At 60.8% G+C, this 13970-nt stretch carries 9 protein-coding genes, 3 tRNA genes, 3 rRNA genes and 1 pseudogene; 10 read left to right on the top strand and 6 right to left on the bottom strand.

Annotated features, from left to right (window positions below):
• Positions 1-4 precede the first annotated feature (4 nt).
• Genes hfaD through hfaA form a run of 3 tightly spaced genes read right to left on the bottom strand, consistent with a single transcriptional unit; the run spans position 5 to position 2613 of the window.
• Complete coding sequence (hfaD, locus tag ACW17V_RS14540) at positions 5-1183, bottom strand: holdfast anchor protein HfaD (protein WP_492105788.1); 1179 nt, start codon at positions 1181-1183, stop codon at positions 5-7.
• Positions 1161-2177, bottom strand: a complete 1017-nt coding sequence (gene hfaB, locus ACW17V_RS14535) for a holdfast anchoring protein HfaB (protein ID WP_492105787.1) — start codon at positions 2175-2177, stop codon at positions 1161-1163. Before hfaB ends, hfaD begins: the two co-directional genes overlap by 23 nt.
• Positions 2167-2613 carry a holdfast anchoring protein HfaA gene (gene hfaA, locus ACW17V_RS14530; RefSeq protein ID WP_492105786.1) on the bottom strand — a complete coding sequence of 149 codons (447 nt, stop codon included), beginning with the start codon at positions 2611-2613 and terminating at the stop codon, positions 2167-2169. The genes hfaB and hfaA overlap by 11 nt, the downstream gene beginning before the upstream one ends.
• 161 nt (positions 2614-2774) lie before the next feature.
• Between hfaA and ACW17V_RS14525 the strand changes: the two genes are divergently transcribed.
• On the top strand, positions 2775-3422 hold the full coding sequence (locus ACW17V_RS14525) for a rhomboid family intramembrane serine protease (protein ID WP_492105785.1): 648 nt from the start codon (positions 2775-2777) through the stop codon (positions 3420-3422).
• A gap of 58 nt (positions 3423-3480) precedes the next feature.
• Positions 3481-3912, top strand: a complete 432-nt coding sequence (locus ACW17V_RS14520) for a CBS domain-containing protein (protein WP_492105784.1) — start codon at positions 3481-3483, stop codon at positions 3910-3912.
• On the opposite strand, the gene ACW17V_RS14515 is transcribed toward ACW17V_RS14520, so the two are convergent.
• Complete coding sequence (locus tag ACW17V_RS14515; protein WP_492105783.1) at positions 3909-4340, bottom strand: RrF2 family transcriptional regulator; 432 nt, start codon at positions 4338-4340, stop codon at positions 3909-3911. The two genes, ACW17V_RS14520 and ACW17V_RS14515, sit on opposite strands and share 4 nt — an antisense overlap.
• A gap of 306 nt (positions 4341-4646) precedes the next feature.
• Positions 4647-5096 (bottom strand): hypothetical protein, encoded by a 450-nt coding sequence (locus ACW17V_RS14510; RefSeq protein ID WP_492105782.1) that lies wholly within the window; start codon positions 5094-5096, stop codon positions 4647-4649.
• Between the two features lie 153 nt (positions 5097-5249).
• Between ACW17V_RS14510 and ACW17V_RS14505 the strand changes: the two genes are divergently transcribed.
• The 8 genes and pseudogenes from ACW17V_RS14505 (at position 5250) to ACW17V_RS14470 (ending at position 11338) form a co-directional block, all read left to right on the top strand.
• A 16S ribosomal RNA gene (locus tag ACW17V_RS14505) occupies positions 5250-6733 on the top strand.
• Positions 6734-6928: 195 nt separating this feature from the next.
• A tRNA-Ile gene (locus ACW17V_RS14500) sits at positions 6929-7005 on the top strand.
• Positions 7006-7075: 70 nt separating this feature from the next.
• Positions 7076-7151: transfer RNA gene (locus ACW17V_RS14495), tRNA-Ala, on the top strand.
• A 253-nt stretch (positions 7152-7404) separates the two neighbouring features.
• Positions 7405-10194 (top strand): 23S ribosomal RNA (locus tag ACW17V_RS14490).
• A 110-nt stretch (positions 10195-10304) separates the two neighbouring features.
• Positions 10305-10419, top strand: a 5S ribosomal RNA gene (rrf, locus tag ACW17V_RS14485).
• Together the 16S, 23S and 5S rRNA genes with 3 tRNA genes alongside form the textbook arrangement of a ribosomal RNA operon.
• A gap of 73 nt (positions 10420-10492) precedes the next feature.
• Positions 10493-10569: transfer RNA gene (locus ACW17V_RS14480), tRNA-Met, on the top strand.
• 232 nt (positions 10570-10801) lie between these two features.
• Positions 10802-11005: pseudogene (locus ACW17V_RS14475) on the top strand (cold-shock protein); the annotation flags it as partial.
• Positions 11006-11143: 138 nt separating this feature from the next.
• Positions 11144-11338 carry a cold-shock protein gene (locus ACW17V_RS14470; protein ID WP_035017693.1) on the top strand — a complete coding sequence of 65 codons (195 nt, stop codon included), beginning with the start codon at positions 11144-11146 and terminating at the stop codon, positions 11336-11338.
• A 135-nt stretch (positions 11339-11473) separates the two neighbouring features.
• On the opposite strand, the gene ACW17V_RS14465 is transcribed toward ACW17V_RS14470, so the two are convergent.
• Positions 11474-13777, bottom strand: coding sequence for an NADP-dependent malic enzyme (locus ACW17V_RS14465; protein ID WP_492108805.1), 2304 nt, complete (start codon positions 13775-13777; stop codon positions 11474-11476).
• Between the last annotated feature and the right edge of the window lie 193 nt (positions 13778-13970).

Below are 13970 nucleotides of genomic sequence, written 5' to 3'. Positions count from 1 at the left end.
CGCCTCAGTTGCCGGGCGAACTCACGTAGAAGCTGGCGTTGTTGCCGGTGGCTGTGGTGACGCCGCTGACCGAGCGTGCCGACCCGACAGTCGTGGTCGTGCGGGCGCCGACCTCGGCGCTGTTGACCTGATTGTTCTTGATCGTCATCTGGCCGCTGCACTGCGAACAGGCATAGCCAGTGACCGCATTGCCCATGGCCGTGGACGAGACCACGGCGTCATAGCCATCATTGCCCTCGAAGCTGGCTATAACCTCGACGCCGCCGCCTTCGTTGGTCTGGCTGTTGTCGAGCACGACCTCGGGGCCATAGTTGCCGACCAGGGCGGAATTGCCGACGCCATGCGCGCCGACCTGCGCGGCGCTGAACTGGTAGGACGTCGCCTCGGCCTGGGCGCGGACATAGGCGGTGTTGTACTGGCTTGAGGCCACGTCCAGCAGCGGACCTTCATTGGTCGCCGACAGATTGTTGCCGCTGGCTGAGGCCGCCGTGCTGGTCAGGTAGCTGGAGCCATAGGCTGTGAACTTGCTGGCCTGGGTGATGCCGGCATTGGACTGCTCGGTGATCACCCGCGCCGCCGACTGCTCGGTCCCCGACAGGGTGATGTTGTTGCCCGTCGCCGTGCCGGCGACAGAGGCCGTTCCGGTGATCGCGCCGGCGATGGCGCCGCCATCGGCCAGGACATTGGCCGTATTGCCCTGGCTGACCCGCATGCCCATGGCGCCATTGATCAGGGTCAGGCCCTGGCTGTTGCCTTGGGCCAGGGTGCTCATCGACATGTCGTTCAGCTCGGCCGTGTGAGCCTCAAGCTGGCTGCGCGCCGTAACCGGTCCGGTGTTCAGCTGGGTGGCGCGGCCCGTCAGCGTCCCGTTGTCGGCCGCGGCCGTGCCGGCGTTGCCGACCGCCGTGGTCGTGAAGTTGCTGTTGGCACCGCCGTTGGTCCCGACATTGACAACGCCGTGCGCAAGGACCGCGCCGGAGTTTTCCTGGTTCGAGGTCATCGAGGCGTCTGTGTTCTGCACCGAGATCAGGGCGCTGTTGGCCGGCGCGATGGTGCTGGCGCTGAAGCCGTCCGTGACGGTCTCGACGTTCAGGGTCTGCTCGGCGAACACGTCACCCAGATTGATCTGGTTGTTCAGAACCGTGCTGGGCGCGGTCTGGCTAGTAGCGACCCCGCTTAGCATCGCGCATATCGGGATCGCTGCGAGCGTTCCAGCGAGACGGGTCTTCGCGGGTCTGCGCATTGTTGGTTCCCAGATTGTTGTAGGCTGGCACGAAGGCGCCCGTCTGCCCGACGGTGGAGTCGCCCATCGGGTCGTAGCGCATGCAGCCCTGCGGGCCGGGCATGCCGTAGAGATTGGCGCTGAACTCGACGACCGAGCGCTCGATCAGGGCGCGGACCGCCAGCTGGATCGGCTCCAGCGCGCCCCTGCCGCCCGAGATGTCGAACAGGTTGCCATTGAGGAAGTCGAAGACCCCCAGGCTGATCTCGCGGCCCACGACCTGCTTCTGGTAGGCGACGACGTCGACCACCTCCAGCGTGCGGGTGTTCACCAGGCGCAGGTCCAGCGCGATGTTCATCACGAACACCCGACGCTTGAAGTTGCCCTTCAGGCCGTCGGTGTCCTTGTCGCCGGCATAGGCGTCGACGCCGGCTGAACGGATATTGTAGTTCAGCTCGGTGATGCCGCCGACCACATAGAAGTCCGAGCCCGGCACCTGGCCGGCCAGGATGCGGCGATAGTCCACCGGCACGTCCGCGCCCGGATTGGGGCGGTCGCTGATCAGCTTGTTGTTGGCGTATTTCAGCTCGAACTCCGACACCGAGGTGTCGAAGCGCTCGACCATCGGCATGCCGGCCTTGGCGAAGGCGGTCATGGCCAGCAGGGAGGCGCCCTGCGTCACCTTGCGGCCCGAGCCGTCGGACTCTTCCTTGCCGGTATAGTCGGCGATGCGGCCGATCGCGACGCGCGGCGCGGCGATGCGGTTCTGCTTGGCGTACTGGTTCAGGCAGACCAGGGCCGCCGAATAGTCGGTCGGGTTGGCGGTGACCGGCGCCTTGCCGATCGGCTTGGCGTAGTTCCCCTCCATCGACACCTTGGGCATGCTTGTGCCGCACGCCGTCAGGGCGGTGCAGGCCAGGGCGGCCACGATGAAGGAGAGACGCTTACTTCCCATCGGATCCGCCCTTGACCGACGATCCCGCCGAGATGTTGCCGGTGTTGGTCTGGGTCGAATTAATGATCACCGTATTGTTGTTGCCCTGGGTGATGACCGTCAGATTGTTGCCGATCGCCGTCGAGCTGCTGTAGCCGCGACCGCCGACACCCGAATAGGCGTCGAGCGAACCCGAGGAATTGCTGGACGAATAGACGCTCTGGTCGGCGCCGGTCAGCATCACGCCATCGACCACGACGCGGTTGCCGTTGGCGTCGCGGGTCGAATATTCGACCATGCGGCTTTCCTGGCCGGCGATGCGGCCATAGCCGGCGTTGTAGGCGGCAGAGTTGCTGGACATCGTCTGGGCGCCGGCCGCGCCGAGCGCGCCAAGGCCCACGACGGCGGCGGTGAAGCCCGCGCCGAAGCCGATGCTGTTCTTGATCTGCCAGGCCATGAGAGCCTCCGCGACTGCCGACGCGAAGGTGCAAGCAACCCTCGTGCCAAATTCGTACAGTCTCCGGTCTAGCGCCAAGGTCTCGCAAAATGGTTAAGCGGGGGATGGTGCGACCCTGAATCGCGTGCGCCGAGCGAGTCGAGTGCCTAGGTAAGAGTGTGATGAACCCCGACCGCCCTGACCACCGTCCCGAACCGATCTTCAACGCGCCCTGGCCTGCGGTGCTGGCGGCTCTCAGCATCGTGCTCCCGAACCTGATGCTGGGCGGCGCAAACGACGAGACCGTCTATCGCCTGGCCCTGGAGCCGGTGCGGATCTGGCGCGGCGATGTGGCGGGGCTGGTGACGTCGCTCTTTGTCCATGGCGGCTGGATCCACGCCCTGATGAATGCCGCCTTCGCCCTGGCTTTCGGCGCGCCTGTCGCCCGGCTGCTGGGCCTGGGTGTGAGGGGAGGGAGCGTCTTCGTCGTCTTCTATATAGTGTGTGGCGTACTGGCCGGCTTCGGCTATGCGGCCATCCACCCGGAATCGACCGGTCTGGTCGTCGGCGCTTCGGGCGCGGTGGCCGGCTTGATGGGCGCCGCCGCCCGATTGATGGATCGACCAGGGCGGCTGAGCAGCCCGTTCGCCCCGCGCGCCCTGTCCCTGGCCATTAGCTGGCTGATCATCAATCTGGTGATGGCGGCGTTCGGCGGATTTCCCGGCCTGACCGGGGCCGTGGCCTGGGAGGCGCATCTGTTCGGCTTCGCCGCCGGGGCGCTGCTGATTTCGCCGGCCGCATGGCTGAGCCCAAATTCAGACAGCCATTGATCCCCGAACCGCTTTGCGAGACCCTCGTTATTATAAGAACGAACAAGGGAGATGCGCAGTGCTGGTTTCTCAGATCCTGAAGGACAAGGGCGATCTGGTGTTTACGGCCTCGCCACAGGAGACGGTGGGCGCCGCGGCGGCCCTGCTTCATACCCGAAGGGTGGGGGCGATGGTCGTGGTCGACGCCGACGAGGCGATCGTCGGCATCCTGTCGGAACGCGACATCGTGCGGGTGATCGCCAAGGAAGGCGCGGGCGCGCTGAACAAGCCGATCGCCGCCTGCATGAGCGCCGAGGTGATCTTCGCCCAACCCGAAGAGTCGATCGACATCCTGCTGGAGCGCATGACCGACCGCCGAATCCGTCATCTGCCGGTGGTGCGCGACGGACGTCTGGCCGGGATCATCTCCATCGGCGACCTGGTGAAATACAAGATCAATGAAGCCCAGGCCGAGGCCGAAGGGCTCAAGGCCTATATAGCGGCAGGCTAACCCCCGAGCAGCTCTGCGCCTTCGCCGGCGACGGCGTCGGCCAGGCTGTAGCCTTCAAGAACCTGGGCCGTGGCGTCGCGGGCCTTGAGCAGCGCCTCGCGCAGGGCGCAGGTGGCCAGGTCGCGGCAGTCCTCGCAGCGGCGGAAAGCCGTGCGGCTGACGCAGGGGGCCAGGGCTAGGGGGCCGTCGACCAGGCGGATGATCTCGGCGAAGCTGATCCCGGCCGCCGGCCGCCCCAAAAGATAGCCGCCGAACTTGCCCCGGCGGCTGACCACGAGGCCTTCCCGCGCGAGCGTAAGAAGGATGGCCTCCAGAAACTTGCGCGGCGCGTCGGCCCGGACCGAAAGCTCGCCGGCCGTGACCTGCCCGTCTTCGCGGGCCAGTTCGATCATCGCGCGTAGTGCGTAGCGGGCCTTCTGGGACAACATGGACGCTCGTACTCCTCTAATCCCGACTTCTGGGGGAGGAGAAGGCGACGCGCAAGCATCCGTGCACAGGTCAATGGTCCGCCTGGGGACATTTCCCCGATTCAACGCTTGCGAGTCCGGGGTGGGGTCTCTAGAAGCCGCCCCTCGCCTCGGGGCCACCGCCCGTCGGACGAAACCACGGCTTTCGGGCCTTGCTTTTCGAAAGACAGGTCGCTAGGTTCCACGGCCTCAATCGACTCGGTCACGGAAACGACAAGCGCTCCTTTCGGCGCGCTTTCAGCTCCGTCTTTTGTCTTCTGATACGGCCTAGCCGGACTGGAGCAGAAGTTTAGAACGGTCGTTGACAGGGAGTTCTGGGTTCGTTAGAAGCCGCCCTCCTTGAGAAATGCGGAAGATGTTCGCAAGAACTTCTGAGTATTTCGAAAGTCTAGTTGGTTGTTGTTTCGAAGATTTCTTCAAAATAATAGCTTGACTGGATTGGCCCGCTTCTCTAGAAGCTGCCAACTCTTCCGGACCTGCCTTCGGGTTGGTCAAGTTGAGAAAGTCGGATGGTTTTGAAAAAAACGATTTGACATGGAATTCGAGGTTGGATAGATAGCCGCCTCCGCCGACAACGGGCGTTAAACGGATGGTGCTGCTGAGAGGCGGTTCTGGGAGCTTCGGCTCTGGGTCTTTGACATTGTTGATTTGGAAAGAGAAACGCAGGCGGCGGCGCTCTGGCGATGGACTGAAAAGGTTCATCTCGAACGCTGACAAATGCGGTCTCTTGAAGACACCATGAATATCATGGACTGAAGGTTTCGATCTTCAATCCATCGATGTGATTGGGAACTCGTCAAGATACTATGCAAACCAGAACCAATTCCTCGGTTTTCCCCTTGGAATTGAAGTCTGTGTTAGCGGTCAACTCAACCTGAGAGTTTGATCCTGGCTCAGAGCGAACGCTGGCGGCAGGCCTAACACATGCAAGTCGAACGGATCCTTCGGGATTAGTGGCGGACGGGTGAGTAACACGTGGGAACGTGCCTTTTGGTTCGGAACAACTCAGGGAAACTTGAGCTAATACCGGATAAGCCTTTCGAGGGAAAGATTTATCGCCATTAGAGCGGCCCGCGTAGGATTAGCTAGTTGGTGGGGTAAAGGCCCACCAAGGCTACGATCCTTAGCTGGTCTGAGAGGATGATCAGCCACATTGGGACTGAGACACGGCCCAAACTCCTACGGGAGGCAGCAGTGGGGAATCTTGCGCAATGGGCGAAAGCCTGACGCAGCCATGCCGCGTGAATGATGAAGGTCTTAGGATTGTAAAATTCTTTCACCGAGGACGATAATGACGGTACTCGGAGAAGAAGCCCCGGCTAACTTCGTGCCAGCAGCCGCGGTAATACGAAGGGGGCTAGCGTTGCTCGGAATTACTGGGCGTAAAGGGAGCGTAGGCGGATAGTTTAGTCAGAGGTGAAAGCCCAGGGCTCAACCTTGGAATTGCCTTTGATACTGGCTATCTTGAGTACGGAAGAGGTATGTGGAACTCCGAGTGTAGAGGTGAAATTCGTAGATATTCGGAAGAACACCAGTGGCGAAGGCGACATACTGGTCCGTTACTGACGCTGAGGCTCGAAAGCGTGGGGAGCAAACAGGATTAGATACCCTGGTAGTCCACGCTGTAAACGATGAGTGCTAGTTGTCGGCATGCATGCATGTCGGTGACGCAGCTAACGCATTAAGCACTCCGCCTGGGGAGTACGGTCGCAAGATTAAAACTCAAAGGAATTGACGGGGGCCCGCACAAGCGGTGGAGCATGTGGTTTAATTCGAAGCAACGCGCAGAACCTTACCACCTTTTGACATGCCCGGACCGCCACAGAGATGTGGTTTTCCCTTCGGGGACTGGGACACAGGTGCTGCATGGCTGTCGTCAGCTCGTGTCGTGAGATGTTGGGTTAAGTCCCGCAACGAGCGCAACCCTCGCTATTAGTTGCCATCAGGTTTGGCTGGGCACTCTAATAGGACCGCCGGTGGTAAGCCGGAGGAAGGTGGGGATGACGTCAAGTCCTCATGGCCCTTACAAGGTGGGCTACACACGTGCTACAATGGCGACTACAGAGGGCTGCAATCCCGCGAGGGGGAGCCAATCCCTAAAAGTCGTCTCAGTTCGGATTGCACTCTGCAACTCGAGTGCATGAAGTTGGAATCGCTAGTAATCGCGGATCAGCATGCCGCGGTGAATACGTTCCCGGGCCTTGTACACACCGCCCGTCACACCATGGGAGTTGGCTCTACCCGAAGGCGCTGCGCTAACCGCAAGGGGGCAGGCGACCACGGTAGGGTCAGCGACTGGGGTGAAGTCGTAACAAGGTAGCCGTAGGGGAACCTGCGGCTGGATCACCTCCTTTCTAAGGACTGTCTCTCCAAGCTTCGGCTTATTGAGACGTCTATAATATACAGATGAGCGGATCGCCGCCGTCTTCGTTTCTCTTTCCACTCCTTGATAACCGATCAGGTTATCGAGGCGATCGCGAGCCCAGGAACGGGTTCCGTTCACTTTGGCCCAGCGCCATTGAGAATGGGATTTGGTCTATGCGGCCTATGGGCCCGTAGCTCAGTTGGTTAGAGCGCACGCTTGATAAGCGTGAGGTCACAAGTTCAAATCTTGTCGGGCCTACCACTCTCCACCCTGAACCGCGGAACGTACCGACCAGGCTCTCCTGGGCTTAAGCAGCTTACACAGTGTGTAAGGGGCCATAGCTCAGTTGGTAGAGCGCCTGCTTTGCAAGCAGGATGTCGTCGGTTCGAATCCGTCTGGCTCCACCATTCCTTCATTCGGAAGGTTTGGTAACGCGATCGAGGATTGATCAAGTTTGCAGCTGCGACTGTTGCCTCAATGAGGCATGCGCGGTCTGCGATAATGACATCGTGAAGGTAGGGTTCTCCCGCCGCCTGTATCTCCCCTTGGGGATGCAGCTGGTTTTAGGGCGGACTTTGAAGAAGACATCAAATGTCTGACTGAATACAAAGCGCATGCGAGCCGTCCCTAGACGGTAAGCGCATGGGTTTTGCTGAGAACGATCAAGCGCATAAGGGCTTCTGACGGATGCCTTGGCATTGAGAGGCGATGAAGGACGTGGCACGCTGCGATAAGAGCCGGGGAGGCGCGAGCACCCTTTGATCCGGCTATCTCCGAATGGGGAAACCCACCTTTATGGTCACCCAACTTAGTCTTGCCTTCGGGCAAGGCCAGGATTGGATGGTCAGAAGAGGTATAATGGGCTGAATACATAGGCTCCATTAAGCAAACCCAGGGAACTGAAACATCTCAGTACCTGGAGGAAAGGACATCAACCGAGACTCCCGTAGTAGTGGCGAGCGAACCGGGACCAGGCCAGTGCTGTCGTGACATAAAGCTGAACGACTTGGAAAAGTCGGCCATAGTGGGTGAGAGCCCCGTAAGCGTCAAATAGCGACAGACTCGAGTAGGGCGGGACACGTGAAATCCTGTCTGAACATGGGGGGACCACCCTCCAAGCCTAAGTACTCCTCAATGACCGATAGTGAACAAGTACCGTGAGGGAAAGGTGAAAAGCACCCCGACAAGGGGAGTGAAACAGATCCTGAAATCGGAAGCCTACAAGCAGTCGGAGCCACCGCGCGTGGTGACGGCGTACCTTTTGTATAATGGGTCAGCGACTTCATGTGCCGTGCAAGCTTAAGCCGTTAGGTGTAGGCGCAGCGAAAGCGAGTCTGAATAGGGCGAATAAGTACGTCGCATGACGACCCGAAACCAGGTGATCTATCCATGAGCAGGTTGAAGGTAAGGTAACACTTACTGGAGGACCGAACCGGTGAATGTTGAAAAATTCTCGGATGACTTGTGGATAGGGGTGAAAGGCCAATCAAACCTGGACATAGCTGGTTCTCCGCGAAAACTATTTAGGTAGTGCCTCGGACGTATTCCTTGGGGGGTAGAGCACTGAATGGATGCGGGGGGAGCGATCTCTACCAATTCTAATCAAACTCCGAATACCCAAGAGAACTATCCGGGAGACACACGGCGGGTGCTAACGTCCGTCGTGAAAAGGGAAACAACCCTAACCATCATCTAAGGCCCCCAAGTTCTGGCTAAGTGGGAAACGATGTGGGTTTGCTTTGACAACCAGGATGTTGGCTTAGAAGCAGCCATCATTTAAAGAAAGCGTAACAGCTCACTGGTCAAGCGAACCTGCGCGGAAAATGTAACGGGGCTCAAGCCAGACGCCGAAGGTATGGGTGTGCAGTTTACTGCACGCGGTAGCGGAGCGTTCCGTAAGCCGTTGAAGGTGAGGCGTGAGCCTTGCTGGAGGTATCGGAAGTGAGAATGCTGACATGAGTAGCGATAAAGAGTGTGAGAGACACTCTCGCCGAAAGCCCAAGGGTTCCTGCGTAAAGCTAATCTGCGCAGGGTTAGTCGGCCCCTAAGGCGAGGCCGAAAGGCGTAGTCGATGGGAATCAGGTGAATATTCCTGAACCAGTTGGAAGTGACGGATCTGGTAAATTGTCTGGGCTTATTGGATTGTTCTGGGCAGTGAACAGGTCCCTGGAAATAACTCCAACGGAGACCGTACCCGAAACCGACACAGGTGGGCAGGTAGAGTATACCAAGGCGCTTGAGAGAACCATGCTGAAGGAACTCGGCAAATTGCACGCGTAACTTCGGGATAAGCGTGACTCTGCTTTGGGCAACCAGAGTAGAGTGGCACAGGCCAGGGGGTAGCGACTGTTTATCAAAAACACAGGGCTCTGCGAAGCCGTAAGGCGACGTATAGGGTCTGACGCCTGCCCGGTGCCTGAAGGTTAAAGGGAGTTGTGCAAGCAGCGAACTGAAGCCCAGGTAAACGGCGGCCGTAACTATAACGGTCCTAAGGTAGCGAAATTCCTTGTCGGGTAAGTTCCGACCTGCACGAATGGCGTAACGACTTCCCCACTGTCTCCAGCATGGGCTCAGCGAAATTGAATTCCCCGTGAAGATGCGGGGTTCCCGCGGTCAGACGGAAAGACCCTATGAACCTTTACTGCAGCTTCGCCTTGGCGTTAGCAACAACATGTGTAGGATAGGTGGGAGGCTATGAAACTTGGGCGCCAGTTCGAGTGGAGCCATCCTTGAAATACCACCCTTATTGTTGTTGACGTCTAACCGCGGCCCGTTATCCGGGTCCGGGACATGGCGTGGCGGGCAGTTTGACTGGGGCGGTCGCCTCCCAAAGTGTAACGGAGGCGCGCGATGGTGGGCTCAGACCGGTCGGAAATCGGTCGTCGAGTGCAATGGCATAAGCCCGCCTGACTGCGAGACTGACAAGTCGAGCAGAGACGAAAGTCGGCCATAGTGATCCGGTGGTCCTGCGTGGAAGGGCCATCGCTCAACGAATAAAAGGTACTCTAGGGATAACAGGCTGATTTTGCCCAAGAGTCCATATCGACGGCAAAGTTTGGCACCTCGATGTCGGCTCATCACATCCTGGGGCTGGAGCAGGTCCCAAGGGTTCGGCTGTTCGCCGATTAAAGTGGTACGTGAGCTGGGTTCAGAACGTCGTGAGACAGTTTGGTCCCTATCTGCCGTGGGTGTACGAGACTTGAGAGGATCTGTCCCTAGTACGAGAGGACCGGGATGGACACACCTCTGGTGGACCTGTCATGGCGCCAGCTGTGCAGCAGGGTAGCTAAGTGTGGACTAGATAACCGCTGAAAGCATCTAAGCGGGAAACTAACCTCAAAACAAGGTCTCGCTGAGAGCCGTGGAAGACCACCACGTTGATAGGCCAGGTGTGGAAGCGCTGTGAGGCGTGTAGCTTACTGGTACTAATAGCTCGATAGGCTTGATCGTTCTTCAGCCAAACCTATGCAAATGCTCTTTGTAGCATCAGACATACGATGTCTTCTTCGACTTGATATAACCGGTGCTTCTCGGAGCATCGCACGCATCCTTTTTGCTGACCTGGTGGCTATGCCGGGGGTTCCCCACCCGATCCCATTCCGAACTCGGTCGTTAAGTCCCCCTGGGCCAATGGTACTTCGTCTCAAGGCGCGGGAGAGTAGGTCGCCGCCAGGTCCGCTAAAAGGATGCCAATACCAAGTCGCTTCAAAGTCCCCCTACCAACACGATCACCAACTACCCACTTCGCCGCGGGGTGGAGCAGCCCGGTAGCTCGTCAGGCTCATAACCTGAAGGTCACAGGTTCAAATCCTGTCCCCGCACCCAAAGCTCTGTTGAGTGGCTTGCTTATCAGGCCGAACGGCTCATCATCGGGTCGTGAAATAGCCTCCGCCGCCGGTTCAAGATCGTTCCGGAAGCGAAATTTTCTGCACTTCGCACATCGTTCTTCGAGAATCTCCGTTCAAAGCCCATGGCGCGATCCTTTGATTTGCGTCATGAGATGCTATGGAAGGCGCGGGTCGGCAACTGGCCCACGGAATAGGTTTTTGAGGATAAGATGGCGAACGGTGTCGTTAAGTGGTTCAACCCGGCCAAGGGCTTTGGCTTCATCCAGCCCGAAAACGGCGGCGAGGACGTGTTCGTCCACATCGCTGCGGTTGAACGGTCGGGCCTTTCGGGCCTGAACGAAGGCGACCTGGTCGCCTATGAACTCGAAGAAGATCGTCGCTCGGGCAAGACCTCGGCCGGCAATCTGCGCGTGACCGGTCAGGGCGCGGCTCCGGCGGCTCCCCGTCGTCCCGCGGCTCGCGGCTTCGACGCTCCGCGCGGCGGCGGCTATGACGCTCCCCGCGGCGGCGGTTACGGCGGCGGCGGTGGCGGCGAAGCCGGCACCGGCGTCGTGAAGTGGTTCAACACCACCAAGGGCTTCGGCTTCATCCAGCCCGACAACGGCGGCGGCGATGTGTTCGTGCACATCTCGGCTGTTGAACGCGCCGGTCTGCGCGGCCTGAACGAAGGCCAGCAAGTCGGTTACGAACTGGAGCAGGACCGCCGCTCGGGCAAGACCTCGGCCGGCAACCTGCGTATCCTCTAAGGATCCTGAGGCCCGGACGAACGCGCGCGGCGCGGTTGTCCGGCTTTCGGACCTGACGATCAGGCCCCGCGAGAGGCCGCTTTCACCCCCTGGGGTGACGGCGGTTTTCTCGTGGGGCTTTTCCGCGTCCGGCTTTTAGCCTCTGGACGCGCGCTCGGCGGCGGCCTGGTTGACCGCCAGGGCGGTCATGTTGGCGATGCCGCGGGCCGTCACGCTGGGTGTCAGCACGTGCAGCGGCCGGCTCATGCCCAGCAGCACGGGCCCGACCAGCAGGCCTTCGGTGGCGGCGCTGAGCAGGGTCAGGGCGATATTGGCGGCGTCCAGGGTGGGCATGACCAGCAGATTGGCCGAGCCCTTCAAGGCGCTGTCATGCACCAGCCGATCCCGCAAGGCCTGGGAGAGGGCGGCGTCAGCATGCATTTCGCCGTCGACCTCGAGCTCGGGCGCCTTCTCGCGCACGATGGCCAAGGCGTCGCGCATCTTGCGGGCCGTGGGCGAGTTGCTGGCGCCGAAGCTGGAATGCGATAGCAGGGCCGCCTTGGGCGTGAGGCCGAAGCGGCGCACGGACTCAGCGGCCAGCAAGGTCATCTCGGCCACCTGTTCGGCGGTCGGGTCGACGTTCACGTGGGTATCGCAGAAGAACAGCGTGCCATTATCGAGGATCAGAGCCGAGAGGGCGTAGATCCGGTCGACGTCCTCACGTTTGGGAATGATCGGCAGCACGTAAGTCATGTGCTGCCACCAGTCGCCGGACCCGCCCACCAGGGCCGCGTCCACATGGCCGGCCTGCAGCAGCATCGAGGCCGATACCGTACGGCGGTTGGTGACCCTGCGCTCGGCGGCCAGGGGCGGCACGCCGCGACGGCTGACCAAGCCTTGATAACGCTCGACCAGCGGTGCGAATAGTGCCGTGTCGGCGGCGGGGTCGAGGATCTCGACGCGGTCGTCGAAGTCCAGACGCAGGCCCATTTCGGAGGCCTTGGCGATGATCGCCTCGCGGCGGCCGATTAGCACGGGTTTGGCCAAGCCCTCGTCGAGCACGGTCTGGACGGCGCGCAGAACGCGCTCGTCGTCGCCCTCGGCATAGGCCACACGCATGCCGCCGGCGGCGGCCTTGGTCGCCTTGCGGGCCCGCTCGAACACCGGCCGCATCAGCTGGCCCGAGCGATAGACGAAGAGCTCCAGCTCCTGGCGATAGGCGTCGAAGTCGGCGATCGGGCGGGTAGCGACGCCGGAGTCCATGGCCGCGCGGGCCACGGCCGGCGCGATCTGCAGGATCAGGCGCGGATCGAAAGGCTTGGGAATGATGTACTGGGCGCCGAACATCGGCGCGACCCCGCCATAGGCCGAGGCCACCACTTCGGAAGCTTCGGCCCGGGCCAGTTCGGCGATGGCCTCGACGGCCGCCACCTTCATGGCCTCGTTGATTTCCGAGGCTCCGACGTCGAGCGCGCCCCGGAAGATGAAGGGGAAGCACAGGACGTTGTTGACCTGATTGGGATAGTCGCTGCGGCCCGTCGCCATGATGGCGTCAGGGCGGGCGGCGGTCACCAGCTCGGGCAGGATCTCCGGCTCGGGATTGGCCATGGCCAGGATCAGCGGGTTGGGCGCCAGCAACGGCAACCACTCGGCCTTGAACACGCGGGGCGCCGACAGGCCCAGGAAGATGTCGGCGCCCGCCAGCACTTCCGACAGGGTGCGCGCGTCGGTGTTGCGGGCGTAGCGGGACATGTTGTCGAGCATGTCGTCATCGCGGCCTGCGTAAACGACGCCCTTGATGTCGGTCAGGGTCACGTTATCGACCGGCAGGCCCATCGAAACCAAGAGGTCGACACAGGCCAGGGCGGCGGCGCCGGCGCCCGAGGTCACCAGCTTGACGTCCTTCAATTGCTTGCCCTGGACAAGCAGGGCGTTGCGCACGGCGGCTGCGCACACGATGGCGGTGCCGTGCTGGTCGTCGTGGAAGACCGGGATCTTCATCCGCTCGCGCAGCTTGCGCTCGATGATGAAACACTCGGGGGCCTTGATGTCTTCGAGATTGATGCCGCCGAAGGTCGGTTCCAACGCCGCGACCACCTCGATGAAGCGGTCAGGATCCTCGGCGTCGACCTCAATATCGAACACGTCGATACCGGCGAACTTCTTGAAGAGGACCGCCTTGCCTTCCATCACCGGCTTGCTGGCCAGCGGGCCGATATTGCCCAGGCCCAGGACCGCTGTGCCGTTGGAGATCACGGCCACCAGATTGCCGCGCGCGGTGTAGTCGCGGGCCTTGTCGGGATCGGCGGCGATGGCTTCACAGGGGGCGGCGACGCCGGGGGAGTAGGCCAGACCGAGGTCGCGCTGGGTGGCCATGCGCTTGGTGGCTTCGATCGCCAGTTTTCCGGGCCGCGGCAGACGGTGATAGTCCAGAGCGGCTTTGCGGAAATCCTCGTCCATCGTGTCCTCTTGAGCGTCTGCGCGGAGCATCTGGGCGCGATCCATCTTGCGCGCGGACCGTCGGGGTCTAGCTACCGGGGATGGAGGGCCATTGCCAACCCTATGCGCGAGATAGGGATATTTTCTGTGGTAGCGGTCACATTCGCATACCCAAATGCGAGCCCTGACAAGTAATAAATCTATTATATAGTGC

This window comes from Caulobacter sp. FV2ye17ST (genome assembly GCF_058680955.1).
Note: the sequence above shows the minus strand (reverse complement) of the source record. Positions and strands in the feature narration are given on the sequence as shown.

Bases quoted from the DNA above. Each gene is read 5' to 3' on its own strand.
- hfaD (WP_492105788.1), bottom strand. From the start codon at position 1,183: ATGCTAAGCGGGGTCGCTACTAGCCAGACCGCGCCCAGCACGGTTCTG.
- hfaB (WP_492105787.1), bottom strand. From the start codon at position 2,177: ATGGGAAGTAAGCGTCTCTCCTTCATCGTGGCCGCCCTGGCCTGCACC.
- hfaA (WP_492105786.1), bottom strand. From the start codon at position 2,613: ATGGCCTGGCAGATCAAGAACAGCATCGGCTTCGGCGCGGGCTTCACC.
- ACW17V_RS14525 (WP_492105785.1), top strand. From the start codon at position 2,775: ATGAACCCCGACCGCCCTGACCACCGTCCCGAACCGATCTTCAACGCG.
- ACW17V_RS14515 (WP_492105783.1), bottom strand. From the start codon at position 4,340: ATGTTGTCCCAGAAGGCCCGCTACGCACTACGCGCGATGATCGAACTG.
- ACW17V_RS14465 (WP_492108805.1), bottom strand. From the start codon at position 13,777: ATGGACGAGGATTTCCGCAAAGCCGCTCTGGACTATCACCGTCTGCCG.